This is a genomic window from Rhizobium sullae (genome assembly GCF_900169785.1).
GTDB classification, from domain to species: domain Bacteria; phylum Pseudomonadota; class Alphaproteobacteria; order Rhizobiales; family Rhizobiaceae; genus Rhizobium; species Rhizobium sullae.
In genome coordinates, this window is sequence record NZ_FWER01000002.1 from 287,514 (window position 1) to 302,898 (window position 15,385).

Genomic DNA, 15,385 nt, shown 5'->3' on the forward strand with positions numbered 1-15,385 from the left:
CGGCATCCTGTTGAGTGTGCCCATGGAGATAAGAAGACGGGCAGCGGAGGGCAACCGGAAATTCTGGAACGGACCGTTCGATGAAATTGATGGGTGACTTAGGGTCGCCGCTCCCAGGGATTGATGATCTCGACGCCCATCCCCTGGAAGTCGCGGGTATTGCGGGTCAAGAGCGTCAGATTGCGCACGATCGCCGTCGCACCGATAAACGCATCCCGCGTCGAGCGGGCACGTGCAATGCGGCACAGCGCAGCGCAATCCCCTGGTCGATGTCGATAATACGGCCTTGCATCTGCGTCCTTGCTTTGACGAACCAATTCCGCAAGATCGAACTTTGATGCGCATCGCGCCGCTCCAGCCTCAATATCCCGTTCCCGATCTCGAAAAGCGTCACGACCGAAACATAGAGACGCTCGGAAGATACCGTCGAAAACCATTCGGCAAAGACAGAATCTGCCTTGCCGGTGAGCAGCTTGCGGAATTCCGACAGGACGTTCGTGTCGATGAGATACATCAGGAGAAATCGACGGACTTCAGCCCAAAATCGTCAATTCTCGGCGGCTCGAACTCGAACTCATCCGCGCCAGGAGAATAAAAAAGCTCGGCAATGCTCGCACCTTTTCCGGCAAGTTTGGTATATTCCTCGATCGTCAACAGAACATGCGAAGGCTTGCGCGATCGGTGATGAAGACCGGCCCTTTTGCAGCCTTCTTCGCGCCGCTGCTACATATATAAGGAACTGCCAATCCGAATCCAAAATCAAAGGATTGCGGGCGCCGGCGGAATCAAGATGAAACCGCTTCAGCACCCGCATGAACTGCCAAAACTATCAGATGCGGGTCAAAAGCTCGGCAAGCTGATCGGCAGCTTTGCCCCAGCCTTCGTGGAAGCCCATCTTTTCATGCTCTTCCTTGTCTTCGGCCCGCCAGTGCAGCGCTTTGGCCGTGTATTTGGTCCGGCCGTTGCCGAGGTCTTCGAGAAGCACCACCGCGGTCATAAAAGGTTTTTCGGATGGAACCCAGGCGCTGATATAGGCGTCCGTCAGGACGATCTTCGCGTTTTCGACGACTTCCAGATAGACGCCGTGGTTTGGAAATTCCTGACCTTCCGGACTGCGCATCACGACAAGACTCGAACCGCCCGGGCGGACGTCGCTCTCGACCTTGGACACCGTCCAGGGGCGCGGGACGAACCATTCCTTCATGAGTTCCGGATCGGTCCACGCCCTGAAGATCTTTTCGCGCGGGGCATCGAATTCACGCACGAGAACGAGTTCGTGTTTTGCATCAGCAATCATTTCAGCATTCCTCCTGTTGAGCAAAACCTGTTTTCCATCAGGTTGTTACAAGGACGTGTCGCCATTTGTCGTTCCGACATCGTCAGCGATTTTTTCTTCAAATTTATTTCGCAGCCGGGTGTGCATGCTCACTCTGCAGCTTGTCGATCTGCAGGCGGATATGAGCCGCTTCGGCAGCGGAATTCGCAAGCGCGATCGCACGGTCGAAGGCTTCGCGCGCCTCCCTCGCTCGGCCCATCTGCTTCAGCAGTCCGCCGCGCAGGCCATGATAGTAGAAATAGCCGTCGAGCTTTTCACCGAGCGTATCGACGAGCTTCAACGCTTCTTCCGGTCCTTTGAGTTTCGATACCGCAACCGCCCGGTTGAGCGTGACGACCGGCGACGGCTGCAGGCGCTCGAGCACGCCGTAAAGCAGATCGATCTCTTCCCAGTCCGTGTCCTTGGCGCGCTTCGCCCGCGAATGGAGGGCCGCGATCGCCGCCTGCAGCTGATAGGGTCCGGGCCGGCGGTGACGGATCGCCTTGTCGAGCAGGTTCAGCGCCTCGTTGATCAGCGCATGGTTCCAACGCGAGCGGTCTTGATCCTCCAGCAGCACCAACTCGCCATTGGCATCGAAGCGCGCATCACGCCGGGATATCTGCAGCAGCATCAGCGCCAGCAGTCCCATGATCTCCGGCTCGCTGGGAAAGATGCGAAGCAGGAGACGGCCGAGCCGGATCGCCTCGTCGCTGAAGGCGGCGGCCTCGCGTTTCGGATCGCCCTGCGAATAACCCTCGTTGAAGATCAGGTAGATCATCGTTGAGACGATCGCGAGACGTTCCGCCCGCTCCTCCGGCCCCGGCGTCTCGAACGGCACGCCGGCTTTCGCGACCCGTCCCTTGGCGCGGGTAATCCGCTGCTCCATGGCGCTTTCGCCGACGAGAAAGGCGCGCGCGATCTGCTGCACGGAGAGCCCGGAAACGATCCGCAATGCGAGCGCGATCTGCTGTGTCGCCGGAAGGTCCGGATGGCAGCAGATGAAGAGCAGCCGCAGGATGTCGTCGCGATAGTTGGAATCGTCCAGCCGGTCGGCGATATCGCTTTCGGCATCCTCTTTGTCGGAAATCAGATCTTCGTCCGGCAGTGCCTGGGTCTTCGCCTGCTTGCGCACCGCATCGATGCCGCTGTTGCGGCCGACGAAGATCAGCCAAGCGGTCGGATCGCGCGGCGGCCCCTTGTCCGGCCAGGTGCGGATCGCGCGCAGGCATGCTTCCTGAAACGCTTCCTCCGCAATATCGAGATCGCGGAAGTAGCGCAGCAGCGCGCCCAGCGCCTTTGGCCGGGCAGCAGTCAGCGCAACATCGATCCAGGCAATATCCGTCATGTCGAGGCTTCTCCGGGCCGGAAGACGTAGAACGGCCGAATTTCATAGGATGTCGAGCCTGGATTGACCGCCGACAGCTCCTTCGAAAAGGCGACCGCTTCGTCCAGGGTTTCAAAATCGACGACGTAGAAGCCGAGCAGCGCTTCCTTGGTTTCGGCAAACGGGCCGTCGAGCACAAGCGGCTCTTCCTTGCCCTTGCGAACGGTGGTTGCCGCAGTCGTCGGCATCAGCCGCCCGACCGGACCAAGTTTTCCGGCCTGGGCGACGGGAGCCTGTACGGCATGAAGCTTCGCCATGACGGCGTCTTCCTCCTCCTTGGACCAGGAGAAAACCGTCTCTTCATTGGCATAGCAAAGGATTGCGTAAAGCATCTCTCACTCCTCTTCCTCAATGACGAAGAAGTAACCCGGCAACCGACAGGACGCAGCAAAAAATTATCGTTCGGAGGATCGGCAAGCCACGGCAATGGGAGGACGCCAAGGAGCTGCAGCACCGGCTATGCTCAAGTGGCGCTCAACCGCTTCGCCATCTGATCCAGCGCGCGCTTGAACAAGGCCTTGTCATCCAGCGCGCGCGACAGCACAAGAGCCCCCTGGATGCCGAGCACCGCGTCCTCGGCCACCGCCCTCGCCTCGCCGGCCGGGCGGCCGCTGCGGACGAGTGCATCGGCGAGCGCATCGATCCACCGCTGGAAATAGCTGTTGATGACAGCCGCAAATCGCTCGCGGGTCTCGTCCAGCGCAAAGGCGCCGACTAGGCAGATCCGGCCGCCGGAGCGGAAATAGACATCGACATTCTTCCACATCGCGGCGATCGCTTCCGCAGGATCGTCGCGACGAAGCGGCTCGTAGACGAATTGCTCGAACCAGGTGTCGACATCGGCGAGTACGACTGCCGCCATCTCTTCCTTTCCGCCGGGAAAGAAGTGATAGAGGCTTCCCTTGCCGATGCCGGTCCGCTCGGTGATCCGGCTGAGCGTCGCGCCCTCGAAGCCCAGCTCGCGGAAGATTTCGGCAAGCAGCGGTACGACATCGGTGCGTTCGTAGAGCGTTTTCAGATCTGACGCCCTCCTTTCAAAGGCCGAGGTCGGATAGGCCGGGATGATCGTCCGGCCGCCGGCGGAGTGGCCAGTGGAATTTACGGTCCGATTCTTTGATCGGCAGATCGTTGATGCAGGCCAAACGCCGCTGCATCAAGCCCGCCGCATCGAATTCCCAGTTCTCGTTGCCATAGGAGCGGAACCAGTTGCCGCTGTCGTCATGCCATTCATAGGCAAAGCGCACGGCGATTCGGTTCCCGCCGAAGGTCCAGAGTTCCTTGATCAGCCGATAATCCAGCTCCTTTGCCCATTTGCGCGTCAGGAACGCGACGATCTCTGCGCGGCCGTTGATGAATTCCGCCCGGTTCCGCCAGCTGCTGTCCGGCGTATAGACGAGCGATACTCTTTGCGGATCACGGCTATTCCAGCCGTCCTCTGCCATGCGGACTTTCTGCGTTGCGGTTTCTAGTGTGAAAGGCGGGACAAGTGCACTCATGATCATCTCCTGTACCAACATGATTACATTGTACCTATCAGTACAGAATTGACAAGCGGCCTTGCTGCGGCATTCCGCCCCGATGAAGAGATTGGCTGAGCGCCCTCGTTTTTGACGAAATTCGCCTATTTATTGCTGTTGCGTTGCACAATTCGGGGAGCGGCTATGCAGCAAAAAACCCGCATCGCTTGGCTCGACATCGCCAAGGGTATGTCGATCATCCTCGTGGTCATCTACCACACGCTCCTCTACCACGACTTCCACGAGATCGCCCCGGACCTCTATGCCCGCCTCAGTAGCATCATGACGCCGATCCGGATGCCGCTGTTTTTCACCGTCTCCGGCTTTCTTGCGGCATCGGCCGTACAGGCGTCCTGGCGCGACTTTTTGCGCCGGAAAATCTGGCTGCTCGTCTATCTCTTCGCGATCTGGAGCACCGCGCGCTGGCTGTTCTTCCGCTATGTCCAGACCAACGCCCTGGTACCGGCCGAAGGCAGCGATCCCTACCAGCTGATCGAGATGTGGTGGGCGCCCAACACCGGCATCTGGTTCATCTGGGCACTGGCGATCTTCATGGTTGCCACAAAGCTCCTCTCCTCCGCCCATCATGCGGCGACGATCGCGATCGCCGCAGTGGTCTCGATCCTCGCCTTCGGCGAGCATCTGCCGGTCGACCTCTTCACCCATCGCAATGTGCTGCAGTATTTTGTCTTCTTCCTCTTCGGCTGCTGGTACGGAAAATCCGTGGTCGGCACGATCACGGAGCGCCCAGTTCTCACGGCATTCGGCGGCTTCCTGCTCTTTGCGGCACTCTATCTGTTGCGCTGGCGGCTGCAGGCCGTCGAGAAAGGCAGCTGGGCGCTGCTCTCTTCCATCGCTGGCCTGGCATGGTTCTGCGGAACCGCCGTGCTAATGTCTCGGCTGCAGCCAGTCCTGCATGCTTTCGCCTATTTTGGTCGCAATACGCTTCCGGTCTATGTGACCCACGTCATGATCGTTTCGCTGCTGGTGGCAGCGATGGCGGCGCTGGTGAAGGCGCATGCGGCAAGCGGCTATGTGACCGCACCGCTTGTCGTGGTCGTGGCGATCGGCCTGTCGCTCGCCATCAAGGCGGTCGCCCATCGCAGCGGCGCCGGCTGGCTCTACGCTCCGCCGGCAGGGCGGAAGCGGCAAGCAATTGCAGCTTGAAGCGGCCAAGCGGCATAGCTGCGCGAAAGCAATGCTAAAAGCCGCTCAGCGTCCGCTTCACCGCATTGCGCCACCCCTTGATCTTCGCGGCCCGCGTCTTCTCATCCATGTCCGGCTCGAAGCGCCGGTCGCGTTTCCATTTAGCCGAGAAGGTCTTGCGGTCGGGCCACACGCCTGCCCTGCTCCCGGCAAGCCAGGCAGCACCAAGAGCGGTGGTTTCGAGAATGGCTGGACGGTCGACAGGAGCTTCGAGCAGGTCGGCCAGCCGCTGCATCGTCCAGTCGGAGGCGACCATGCCGCCGTCGACGCGAAGCACCGTGTCGTCCTTGCCGTTCCTCCAGTCCTTTTGCATGGCATCGAGCAGGTCGCGGGTCTGGTAGCAGACGGCTTCGAGCGCCGCGCGGGCGAATTCGGCTGGACCGCTGTTGCGGGTGAGGCCGAAGATCGCGCCGCGCGCCTTCGGATCCCAGTGCGGCGCGCCAAGGCCGGTGAAGGCGGGGACGAGATAGACCTCTTGTGTCGGGTCGGCCCGTTCCGCAAGCTCGCCGGTCTTCGAAGCGCGGTCGACGATCCCGAGGCCGTCGCGCAGCCACTGCACGGCAGCCCCCGCAATGAAGATCGAGCCTTCAAGCGCATAGGTCGTCTCGCCGTTCAGGCGGTAGGCGATTGTGGTGAGCAGCCGGTTGTTAGAGCGCACCATGTCCGCGCCGGTATTCAAGAGCGCGAAGCAGCCTGTGCCGTAGGTCGATTTCATCATGCCGGGCTCGAAGCAAGCCTGGCCGATGGTCGCGGCCTGCTGGTCGCCGGCAACGCCGAAGATCGGGATCGCGGCGCCGAAGATCGAGGCATCGGCAACGCCGAAATCGTCAGCGCAGTCCTTCACCTCCGGCAGCATGGCGGCCGGCACGCGCAGGATATCGAGCAGGTCTTCGTCCCAGTTGTTCTCGGCAATATTGTACATCAGCGTGCGCGATGCATTCGTGGCGTCGGTGACGAAGCTATTGCCGCCGGTCAGCCGCCAGATCAGGAAGGTGTCGATCGTGCCGAAGCAGAGATCGCCCTTGACAGCGCGCGCCCGTGCCCCTTTCACGTTGGCCAGCAACCAGGAAAGCTTGGTGCCTGAGAAATAGGGATCGAGGATCAGCCCTGTCTTCTTGGTGAACGTCTTTTCGAGGCCCTGGCGCTTGAGATTGTCGCAGTAGTTCGCCGTGCGGCGGTCCTGCCAGACGATGGCGTTGTGGATCGGCTTGCCGGTCTCGCGCTCCCAGACGACGACCGTCTCGCGCTGGTTGGTGATGCCGAGTGCTGCGATATCCTTGGCTTCGATCTTCGCCTCGCGCAGCGCCATGTGGATGGTGGAAACCACCGAATCCCAGATTTCCTCCGGATCGTGCTCGACCCAGCCTGAACGCGGATAGAATTGCGTGAACTCCTTCTGGCCCGCGCCGGCGATCCTCATCTCGCCATCGAAAATGATCGCCCGCGTCGATGTCGTGCCCTGATCGATCGCCAAAACATATCCGCTCACGCCTGTCCCTCCCATGCGAGTGCTTTGTTGCAGAAATCAATAGGGCACCAAAGCGAACCTGAAAAGAAAATAAAACGAAAAAGAAGCAGCTCTCATCCGGCCTTCGGTCGTTGTCTCCGGCCTACAAATCGTCTCTCCCGCGCGATTGCCAGAAGCGCCGCTTTGGGCATAACCTTCGCGAGATTGCGTCGCGAAAACAAGCCATAGGGAGACGAGCATGAAGAGAACCGTTGTTGTCACTGGATCCACCAGCGGCATTGGGCTTGCGATCGCCACCGCCTTTGCCGGCAAGGGCGACAATGTCGTCATCAACGGCTTCGGAAATTCGGATGAGATCAAGGCGATAGTGGAGCGGCTTGAATCACTTTCCAAAGGAAGCGCGCTCTACCATCCGGCAGATATGACGAAGCCAGCGGAGATAGCCGACCTGATCGGCACGGTGGCAAAGACCTTCGGTACCGTCGACGTGCTAATCAACAATGCCGGCATTCAGCATGTCGAGAAGATCGAGGATTTCCCGATCGAGAAGTGGGACCAGATCATCGCCATCAACCTGTCGAGCTCGTTTCATACGATGCGTGCCGCCATCCCGCTGATGAAGGCGAAGAAACATGGCCGCATCATCAATATCGCCTCGGCGCACGGCCTCGTCGCCTCGCCGTTCAAGTCCGCCTATGTGGCCGCAAAACATGGTATATTAGGTCTGACGAAGACAGCCGCACTCGAACTTGCCGAATTCGGTGTGACCGTGAACGCCATTTGCCCCGGCTATGTGCTGACGCCGCTCGTCGAAAAGCAGATACCGGATACGGCCAAGGCCCGCGGCATGACCGAAGAGCAGGTAAAGACCGAGGTCATCCTTAAGGCCCAGCCGACGCACGAATTCGTCAAGGCCGAGGAGATCGGCGCCATGGCGCTCTACCTCGCCAGCGACGACGCCCGGCAGGTGACCGGCACCCACATCTCGATTGACGGAGGCTGGACCGCGGCATAACCATTTCAAAAACAAGAATAAGGAACATCATGAAAGACAGCATCCACTTCATCCTCAACGGCGAGGACATCGCGCTTACCGATGTCCACCCGACCGAGACGCTTCTTGATTTTCTGCGATTGAGGCGCCGGCTGACCGGCACGAAGGAAGGATGTGCCGAGGGCGATTGCGGCGCTTGCACGGTGCTCGTCGGCCGCCTGCTCGACGGCAAGCTCTTCTACGAGACGGTCAATGCCTGCATCCGCTTCTTGGGATCGCTGAACGGCACGCATGTCGTCACCGTCGAGCACCTGGCCGCCAGGAACGGTACGCTGCATCCGGTGCAGCAGGCGATGGTGGACTATCACGGCTCGCAATGCGGCTTCTGCACCACGGGCTTCGTGATGTCCCTCTACGGCCTGTGGCTCACAAACGAGAAGCCCGGACGGCCCGAGATCGAAAAGGCGTTGCAGGGCAATCTCTGTCGTTGCACAGGTTACGAGCCGATCGTCAAGGCGGCCGAAGCCGTCAGCCGCGCGCGCCCGAGCACGCTCTTCGACCCGCTCGAAAAGACTCGCTCCGAGATCGTCTCACGGCTCTGGGCGATGCAGACGCGCGAGACGATCACGATCGCATCCGGCGAGGAGCGGTTAATCGTTCCTGGTTCGGTCGAGGCGCTGGCGCGCATTCTGGCCGAGGAGCCGGATGCGACCGTCGTCGCCGGCTCGACCGATGTCGGGCTCTGGGTGACGAAGCAGATGCGCGCCCTGAACCCTGCCGTCTTCATCAACCACCTGAACGAGTTGCAGACGATCAAGGTGACCGATGGCGGCGTCACGATCGGTGCGGGCGTCACCTATACCAAGGCTTTCGAAGCCCTCGCCCCGAAAGTGCCGACGCTCGGCAATCTCATCAACCGCATCGGCGGCGAGCAGGTGCGCAACATGGGCACGATCGGCGGCAACATCGCCAATGGCTCGCCGATCGGCGACAGCCCACCGCCTTTGATCGCGCTTGGCGCGACGCTGAAGATGCGCTCGGCAGCGGGCACGCGCATGCTGCGGCTGGAGGACTATTTCGTCGAATACGGCAAGCAGGACCGCAAGCCCGGCGAATTCGTCGAAAGCGTCTTCATGCCCTACCCGGCCGAAGGCAGCCATTTCGCGGTCTACAAGATCACCAAGCGCCGCGACGAGGACATCACTGCCGTGCTCGGTGCCTTCTATCTGACGCTCGACGAGGCCGGCGACGTCAACGACGTGCGCATCGCCTTCGGCGGCATGGCCGCAACGCCAAAGCGCGCCCGCACCGTCGAATCCGATCTCATCGGCAGGCCGTGGAACGAGGAAACCGTCGACAGGGCACGTGGCGCCTTCGATGCCGATTTCCAGCCCCTCACCGACTGGCGCGCCACCGCCGAATACCGGCAGTTGACGGCAAAGAACCTGCTCAAGCGCTTCTACCTGGAAACGGTTGGCACGCCGGTGGAATTGAAGCGGTTCGAGGGAGTGGCGTGATGGTGATCAGCATTGGTGCAAGCCCACCCCCTCATCCGGCTGCCGCCACTTTTCCCCGGCTGGGGAGAAGGGGATGCCGCGCCGTCTCGGTTTCACCTTCTCCCCTTGGGGAGAAGGTGCCCATAGAGCGGATGGCAGTGCAGGCAGAAAAAACTCGCAAGCCTACCCTCTCCTCCTCATTCCTGTGCTTGTCACAGGAATCCAGTGCGCCCAAGCCCTTGGGCGCGAGAGACTCCCTTCGGGCGAATGATTCATTCACGGCGCAGACGCGCCGTGGCCGGATTCCTGTGACAAGCATAGGAATGAGGGAGGAGGCAAAGGTAGCGGCTCCCATATTCACCCGGGAGGTGCGCCATGGATAAATCCACCTTCGACACCACCAAAGTCATCATCAGCGGCCCCATGCACGCTTCGCTGAAACATGATTCAGCGCATAAGCATGTGACCGGAACTGCCGATTATATCGATGACATTCCCGAACCCGCCGGCCTGCTGCACGGCGCGCTCGGCACCTCCGACCGCGCCCATGCCGAGATTCTCAGCATGGATCTTTCGGAAGTCCGCAGACACCCTGGCGTCGTTTGGGTCTTCACCGGCAAGGACGTGCCGGGCGCCAATGACGTCAGTTCCAACGGCAGCCATGACGAGCCGCTGCTTGCCGACGCCAAGGTCGAATTCCACGGCCAGCCGATCTTTGCCGTGATCGCCGAAACCCGCGACGCCGCGCGCCATGCCGCGCAGAAGGCGAAGATCGAGTATCGCGACCTGCCGCATTGGAGCGATATCGACGGTGCGCTCGAAAACGGCAGCCCGCTCGTCACCACCCCGATGACATTGCAGCGCGGCGACGCCAAGGCCGAGATGGACAACGCCCAGCATCGCCTCAAGGGCCAGATGCGCATCGGTGGTCAGGAGCATTTCTACCTCGAGGGCCACATCGCCATGGCGATCCCCGGCGAGGATGACGATGTGACCGTCTGGGCCTCGACTCAACACCCGAGCGAGATCCAGCATATCGTCGGCCACGTGCTGAACATTCCGTCGAATGCCGTGACGGTGAACGTGCGCCGCATGGGTGGCGGTTTCGGCGGCAAGGAAACGCAAGGCAACCAGTTTGCAGCGCTTGCCGCCATCGCCGCCAAGAAGCTGAAGCGCGCCGTCAAGTTCCGTCCTGACCGCGACGAGGACATGAGCTCCACCGGCAAGCGCCACGACTTCCTGGTGGATTACGAGCTGGGCTTTGACGACGAAGGCCGCATCCACGCCGTCGACGCGACCTATGCGGCGCGCTGCGGCTTTTCTTCCGACCTCTCCGGCCCGGTGACGGACCGTGCCCTCTTCCACGCCGATTCCAGCTATTTCTACCCGCATGTGCATCTGACCTCGATGCCGCTGAAGACGCATACCGTCTCCAATACCGCCTTCCGCGGCTTCGGCGGGCCGCAAGGCATGCTGGGGGCCGAGCGCTTCATCGAAGAGATCGCTTACGCAGTTGCCAAGGATCCGCTCGAAATCCGCAAGCTGAACTTCTACGGACAGCCCGGTTCCGGCCGCACGACGACGCCCTACCATCAGGAAGTTGAAGACAACATCATCCTGCGCATCGTCGAGGAACTGGAGGAAAGCGCCGATTACCGGGCACGCCGCAATGCCATCATCGGCTTCAACCGCGACAGCCGCTACATCCGCAAGGGCATCGCGCTGACGCCGGTGAAATTCGGCATCTCCTTCACCATGACCGCCTTCAACCAGGCGGGGGCGCTGGTGCATATCTATCAGGACGGTTCGATCCACCTGAACCACGGCGGCACCGAGATGGGCCAAGGCCTCTACACCAAGGTCGCGCAGGTGCTGGCCGACAGCTTCCAGGTCGATATCGACCGCGTGAAGATCACCGCGACGACCACCGGCAAGGTGCCGAACACGTCCGCGACCGCCGCCTCGTCCGGCTCCGACCTGAACGGCATGGCCGCCCATGACGCCGCCCGGCAGATCAAGGAGCGGCTCGTTGCCTTCGCCGCAGACAAATGGAACGTCGATGCGTCGGACATCGTCTTCCTGCCGAACCGGGTGCGCGTTGGCGAGGCGGAAATCCCCTTCCCCAATTTCATAAAGGAGGCCTATTTCGCCCGCGTGCAGCTTTCGGCAGCAGGCTTTTACAAGACGCCGAAGATCCATTGGGATCGGGCCGCTGGCCGCGGCACGCCTTTCTATTACTTCGCCTATGGTGCCGCCTGCAGCGAAGTCTCGATCGATACGCTGACCGGCGAATATCTGATCGACCGCACCGACATCCTTCACGATGTCGGCTGCTCGCTGAACCCGGCGATCGATATCGGCCAGGTGGAAGGCGGCTTCGTGCAGGGCATGGGGTGGCTGACGACGGAAGAACTCTGGTGGGACGACAAGGGCCGGCTGCGCACACATGCGCCCTCGACCTACAAGATCCCACTCGCCTCCGACCGTCCGAAGATATTCAACGTCCGCCTCGCCGAGTGGTCAGAAAACACCGAGCCCACCATCGGCCGCTCCAAGGCCGTCGGCGAGCCACCCCTCATGCTGGCAATCTCCGTGCTCGAAGCGCTCTCCATGGCCGTCGCCAGCGTCGCCGACTACAAGGTCTGCCCACGGCTCGACGCCCCGGCAACGCCGGAGCGGGTACTGATGGCGGTGGAGCGGATGAAGCGGGTGTAAGAGTGGCTTGCTCACTAACGCCTCAAGTCAAGGGGAATGAGCGGGGAAGCTGGTGCAAGTTGTACCCGCCTCTGTCCTGCTGGACATCTCCCGAACAGGGGGGGAGATTGTCTAGAGGCGACGGCTCCCTGCGGCCAGCAGGCTGCGATAATTCGCATATTGTTTGGCGGCAAGCGCGCGTCATATCAATCTCCCCTCTTGTGGGGGAGATGTCCCGCAGGACAGAGGGGGGTGCTTTCGCGCCATGACTTCCTCTTTCCTTTCCTTCGCGTCCGCCCACCCAGCCATCATCCTCATCGACGTCGTCGGAACCCAGGGTTCGACCCCACGCGAAGCCGGCGCCTTCATGCTCGTCTCCGAAAACGCCGCCTGGGGCACGATCGGCGGTGGGCAGTTGGAGTTCATGGCGATCCGCAACGCGCGCGAACTGCTTGCGGGCGGCGGCAGCAAGGTCATGGATATTCCGCTCGGACCGGAGATCGGGCAGTGCTGCGGCGGGCGTACGCAATTGCGGTTCCGGCGGGTGACGGATGAACTGATGGCGGAACTGGGAGCACGGCAGGCCGAAGAAACAGAGCGCCGGCCGGAGGTCTATCTTTTCGGTGCAGGCCATGTCGGGCACGCGCTCGCTGCGGCACTTGCGCCGCTGCCGCTTTCCGTGATGGTGGTCGAGACGCGAACGGAAGAGCTTGCGAACCTGCCGGCGGAAACGAAGACGCGGCTTATGGCGATGCCGGAAGCGCTGGTGAAGGAGATGCCCGGCGGTTCCGCCGTCGTCATCCTCACGCACGACCATTCGCTGGACTTCCTGATCGCGCGTGAAGCGCTGGAGAGAACCGATCTTGCCTATACCGGCATGATCGGCTCGGCCACGAAACGCGCGACCTTCGCAAACTGGCTTATGCGCGAAGGAGGCGAGCGAAGCTTGCTCGACCGCCTCACGCTGCCGATTGGCGGTTCGGCGGTCAGGGACAAGCGGCCGGAAGTGATCGCCGCCATGACCGCCGCCGAAATCTTGACGGCGCTTTCCGCCTATCGCCAGAGATCGGCCTCGTAGCGCGGATCGCGTCCATCCAGGAAGCCGAGATCGCGCTTCACGCGGTCCGGTGTGCCCTCGAGATCGAGCCGCGACGGGTGGAATATCTTGCCATAAGCCCACGCCGCGATGCCTGAAACAAGCGCTGAAAGCGAGAGATTGACGGGTTTCGAGCTTTCCTCGATAGCGTGGCAGTCCATGACATCACCTTTGTTCAACTGATGCTATGGCTTGCAGAGTGCCGCTAAAAATGCTGCAATTCCAATCGAACAATCGTCTGAATGCATAAAGAGAAGTTATCCATGAAGCTGTCGAAACAGTTCCCGCTGAATGCGCTGCGCGTCTTTGAGGCTGTGGCGCCGCTCGGCAGCTTCACCAAGGCGGGCGAAGAGCTCGGCATGACGCAAACTGCCGTCAGCTATCAAGTGAAGCTGCTGGAGGAGAATATCGGCGAACCGCTGTTCCTGCGCCGCCCGCGCATGATTAGCCTTACCGATGCCGGTGAACGGCTGGCGCCAAGGGTCACCGAAGGTTTCGCGATGCTGGCCGAGGCGATGGAATCGCTTCGACAAGCATCCGAGGAGACTCTGACGATCCATTCGACGGCGACTTTTGCCCAACAGTGGCTGTCGCGCCATCTTGGCTCGTTTCAGCTAAAACATCCTAACGTTGCCGTCAGGCTGAAGACATCTGCAACACTCATAGATTTCAACAGGGAGGCGGCCGATCTGGCTGTCCGCTGGGGCGACGGCAATTGGCCGGGTCTCTGTTGCCATCGCATCATGCGCCTCGATTTTTCGCCGATGTTAAGTCCGGTGCTTGCTGCCAAGGTCGGCGGCGTTCATACGCCCGCCGATCTCCTCAAACTATCGATCATCAGCGCCGGGGACCATTGGTGGCGGATTTGGTTTGCCGCAGCAGGGATCGATAATCCGGGACTGGAGAAATTCCCCAGAAACGAACTCGGCACGCAAATCATGGACGCGAGTGTAGCCGCGGCGGGGCAAGGCGTCGCCATTCTGAATCCGGGGCATTTCGAAGAGGATATCGCCGCAGGCAGGCTCTATCAACCTTTCGAACTATCCTGCAACGACGGCCGCGATTACTGGCTGGCCTATCCCGGGAACCGCCGGAATGTGCCGAAGATCAGGGCCTTCCGGAACTGGATCATCGACGAGATGGGCGCGCACGATCTCTAAGTGGCGCTCAATAACCCATTTCCGGCGCGTAGAAGCAGCGCGGCGTATCCTCATTCGGGAACAGGCAGAGATGGTACTCACCATCGCCGGATTGCATCGCCTTCGTCATCGGCAGCATGAAGACATGAGCCCGCGTCACCAGCCGGTGGTCTCCAGGCAGCAGCGTCACGCGATATCCCCTGGGGGTCACTTTGACGCTCTTCGAAGGGATCATCTGGCAATCGCCTGTATGGTTGTCGCCATTGCAACAGAAAGGTTCGTAAGACCAACCCGCTGGCGCGTCGTGAGCACTCACACTCGACGCGAACGCAATCATCACACTTGCCAGAATGCTGCGCATGGGCATCTTCTCCGTCGATGAATGCGCCGCCCCAATGCGGTTTCCACCTCACCCCGGCGGCTACAATTGTAATTGTAACCGACTCGTGACATTTCAAGGATCACTAAATTTTGCGGCGCAACATATTCAAATGAGACGTGCCATCCTGATACTTTCTGCAACTTTTAGTAACATAAAGGATCGGGAAAAGTGCGGCGACGCAGACTGAATCGGAGACCTTTCGGGCGGAAATACGTCGCGGCAATTGCTATGCTCCCGGCATCAGCCTTGATCGCGGTCGCGACATATTACTATTCAGATCCTGTCGATTTTCAGAGACTTAAACCCGGTGAGCCACAGCCTGCACATCTGCTCATCGCAGAGCAGTTTGACCGCGTTTGTGTTCTTGGACCTTATGAAGACAGACTTCACGAAATGGTGACTGGTGGCGATCGCGCTAACGAGCATCTCGCCAATATCGGATATCGCGGCGACGAAGGCAGTTGGGCAATCATCCTTATTCAAGAGTCGAAGATCGGCGTTCTCCGCTTTAGCCGCTCTGCTAAGCTCGACTTTTTCGCGGCCCATGCCGCGATCGAGCTACCTCTTCCAAGCAAATTGCCAGGAAATTTCACAGCAATGAATTGCGCGGACAGCAAATCCGCGGCGTTCACGATAGTCGAGGGAAACGATCGCCGATACGTGGTCCTCGGCAAGATAGCCGACTGAGGCTCTA

The 15,385-nt window shown here is 60.6% G+C and carries 16 protein-coding genes; 7 read left to right on the forward strand and 9 right to left on the reverse strand.

Translation table 11 applies throughout. The features are described from left to right. Positions 1–175 precede the first annotated feature (175 nt). The 6 genes from BN1800_RS03285 to BN1800_RS03315 all read right to left on the reverse strand — a co-directional run bounded on the left by BN1800_RS03285 (position 176) and on the right by BN1800_RS03315 (position 4,195). On the reverse strand, positions 176–514 hold the full coding sequence (locus BN1800_RS03285) for a PIN domain-containing protein (protein ID WP_244564425.1): 339 nt from the start codon (positions 512–514) through the stop codon (positions 176–178). A 315-nt stretch (positions 515–829) separates the two neighbouring features. Beyond that, positions 830–1,297 (reverse strand): SRPBCC family protein, encoded by a 468-nt coding sequence (locus tag BN1800_RS03295; RefSeq protein ID WP_027508280.1) that lies wholly within the window; start codon positions 1,295–1,297, stop codon positions 830–832. Between the two features lie 103 nt (positions 1,298–1,400). Continuing rightward, the gene (locus BN1800_RS03300; RefSeq protein WP_027508279.1) at positions 1,401–2,660 is read right to left on the reverse strand and encodes an RNA polymerase sigma factor; all 1,260 of its coding nucleotides are present in this window, start codon (positions 2,658–2,660) and stop codon (positions 1,401–1,403) included. Then, complete coding sequence (locus BN1800_RS03305; protein WP_027508278.1) at positions 2,657–3,031, reverse strand: YciI family protein; 375 nt, start codon at positions 3,029–3,031, stop codon at positions 2,657–2,659. The genes BN1800_RS03300 and BN1800_RS03305 overlap by 4 nt, the downstream gene beginning before the upstream one ends. A 131-nt stretch (positions 3,032–3,162) precedes the next feature. Further along, the gene (locus BN1800_RS03310; RefSeq protein ID WP_086994359.1) at positions 3,163–3,717 is read right to left on the reverse strand and encodes a TetR/AcrR family transcriptional regulator; all 555 of its coding nucleotides are present in this window, start codon (positions 3,715–3,717) and stop codon (positions 3,163–3,165) included. 16 nt (positions 3,718–3,733) lie between these two features. Continuing rightward, positions 3,734–4,195 (reverse strand): nuclear transport factor 2 family protein, encoded by a 462-nt coding sequence (locus tag BN1800_RS03315; RefSeq protein ID WP_086994362.1) that lies wholly within the window; start codon positions 4,193–4,195, stop codon positions 3,734–3,736. Between the two features lie 165 nt (positions 4,196–4,360). Between BN1800_RS03315 and BN1800_RS03320 the strand changes: the two genes are divergently transcribed. Further along, positions 4,361–5,383, forward strand: a complete 1,023-nt coding sequence (locus BN1800_RS03320) for an acyltransferase family protein (protein ID WP_086994365.1) — start codon at positions 4,361–4,363, stop codon at positions 5,381–5,383. 34 nt (positions 5,384–5,417) lie between these two features. Here BN1800_RS03320 and glpK read toward each other — a convergent pair whose 3' ends face one another. Further along, the gene (gene glpK, locus BN1800_RS03325; protein WP_027508274.1) at positions 5,418–6,911 is read right to left on the reverse strand and encodes a glycerol kinase GlpK; all 1,494 of its coding nucleotides are present in this window, start codon (positions 6,909–6,911) and stop codon (positions 5,418–5,420) included. Positions 6,912–7,128: 217 nt separating this feature from the next. On the opposite strand from glpK, the gene BN1800_RS03330 reads away from it, so the two are divergent. The 4 genes from BN1800_RS03330 to xdhC all read left to right on the forward strand — a co-directional run bounded on the left by BN1800_RS03330 (position 7,129) and on the right by xdhC (position 13,152). Continuing rightward, a complete protein-coding gene (locus BN1800_RS03330) occupies positions 7,129–7,905 on the forward strand; it encodes a 3-hydroxybutyrate dehydrogenase (RefSeq protein WP_027508273.1) in 777 nt (258 codons plus the stop codon). 29 nt (positions 7,906–7,934) lie between these two features. After that, positions 7,935–9,401, forward strand: a complete 1,467-nt coding sequence (gene xdhA / locus BN1800_RS03335; protein WP_086994368.1) for a xanthine dehydrogenase small subunit — start codon at positions 7,935–7,937, stop codon at positions 9,399–9,401. Between the two features lie 354 nt (positions 9,402–9,755). Beyond that, entirely contained in the window at positions 9,756–12,095 is a 2,340-nt protein-coding gene (gene xdhB / locus BN1800_RS03345; protein WP_086994375.1) for a xanthine dehydrogenase molybdopterin binding subunit, read from the forward strand. Between the two features lie 244 nt (positions 12,096–12,339). After that, positions 12,340–13,152 (forward strand): xanthine dehydrogenase accessory protein XdhC, encoded by an 813-nt coding sequence (xdhC, locus tag BN1800_RS03350; protein ID WP_027508269.1) that lies wholly within the window; start codon positions 12,340–12,342, stop codon positions 13,150–13,152. Here xdhC and BN1800_RS03355 read toward each other — a convergent pair. After that, positions 13,128–13,331 (reverse strand): hypothetical protein, encoded by a 204-nt coding sequence (locus tag BN1800_RS03355; protein WP_027508268.1) that lies wholly within the window; start codon positions 13,329–13,331, stop codon positions 13,128–13,130. The genes xdhC and BN1800_RS03355 overlap by 25 nt on opposite strands. Before the next feature lie 102 nt (positions 13,332–13,433). On the opposite strand from BN1800_RS03355, the gene BN1800_RS03360 reads away from it, so the two are divergent. Then, on the forward strand, positions 13,434–14,330 hold the full coding sequence (locus BN1800_RS03360) for a LysR substrate-binding domain-containing protein (RefSeq protein ID WP_179213736.1): 897 nt from the start codon (positions 13,434–13,436) through the stop codon (positions 14,328–14,330). Positions 14,331–14,337: 7 nt separating this feature from the next. Here the strand turns inward: BN1800_RS03360 and BN1800_RS03365 are convergent, their stop codons facing one another. Further along, positions 14,338–14,670: a hypothetical protein gene (locus BN1800_RS03365; protein ID WP_027508266.1), complete on the reverse strand. Its 333-nt coding sequence runs from the start codon at positions 14,668–14,670 to the stop codon at positions 14,338–14,340. Positions 14,671–14,937: 267 nt separating this feature from the next. Between BN1800_RS03365 and BN1800_RS03370 the strand changes: the two genes are divergently transcribed. Beyond that, the gene (locus BN1800_RS03370) at positions 14,938–15,378 is read left to right on the forward strand and encodes a hypothetical protein (RefSeq protein WP_143533875.1); all 441 of its coding nucleotides are present in this window, start codon (positions 14,938–14,940) and stop codon (positions 15,376–15,378) included. Positions 15,379–15,385: the final 7 nt, after the last annotated feature.

Coding starts and splice junctions, on each gene's coding strand:
- xdhA (WP_086994368.1), top strand. CDS start 7,935: ATGAAAGACAGCATCCACTTCATCCTCAACGGCGAGGACATCGCGCTT.
- BN1800_RS03300 (WP_027508279.1), bottom strand. CDS start 2,660: ATGACGGATATTGCCTGGATCGATGTTGCGCTGACTGCTGCCCGGCCA.
- BN1800_RS03360 (WP_179213736.1), top strand. CDS start 13,434: ATGAAGCTGTCGAAACAGTTCCCGCTGAATGCGCTGCGCGTCTTTGAG.
- BN1800_RS03355 (WP_027508268.1), bottom strand. CDS start 13,331: ATGGACTGCCACGCTATCGAGGAAAGCTCGAAACCCGTCAATCTCTCG.
- xdhC (WP_027508269.1), top strand. CDS start 12,340: ATGACTTCCTCTTTCCTTTCCTTCGCGTCCGCCCACCCAGCCATCATC.
- BN1800_RS03285 (WP_244564425.1), bottom strand. CDS start 514: ATGTATCTCATCGACACGAACGTCCTGTCGGAATTCCGCAAGCTGCTC.
- BN1800_RS03365 (WP_027508266.1), bottom strand. CDS start 14,670: ATGCGCAGCATTCTGGCAAGTGTGATGATTGCGTTCGCGTCGAGTGTG.
- BN1800_RS03320 (WP_086994365.1), top strand. CDS start 4,361: ATGCAGCAAAAAACCCGCATCGCTTGGCTCGACATCGCCAAGGGTATG.
- xdhB (WP_086994375.1), top strand. CDS start 9,756: ATGGATAAATCCACCTTCGACACCACCAAAGTCATCATCAGCGGCCCC.
- BN1800_RS03295 (WP_027508280.1), bottom strand. CDS start 1,297: ATGATTGCTGATGCAAAACACGAACTCGTTCTCGTGCGTGAATTCGAT.
- BN1800_RS03305 (WP_027508278.1), bottom strand. CDS start 3,031: ATGCTTTACGCAATCCTTTGCTATGCCAATGAAGAGACGGTTTTCTCC.
- BN1800_RS03330 (WP_027508273.1), top strand. CDS start 7,129: ATGAAGAGAACCGTTGTTGTCACTGGATCCACCAGCGGCATTGGGCTT.
- BN1800_RS03315 (WP_086994362.1), bottom strand. CDS start 4,195: ATGAGTGCACTTGTCCCGCCTTTCACACTAGAAACCGCAACGCAGAAA.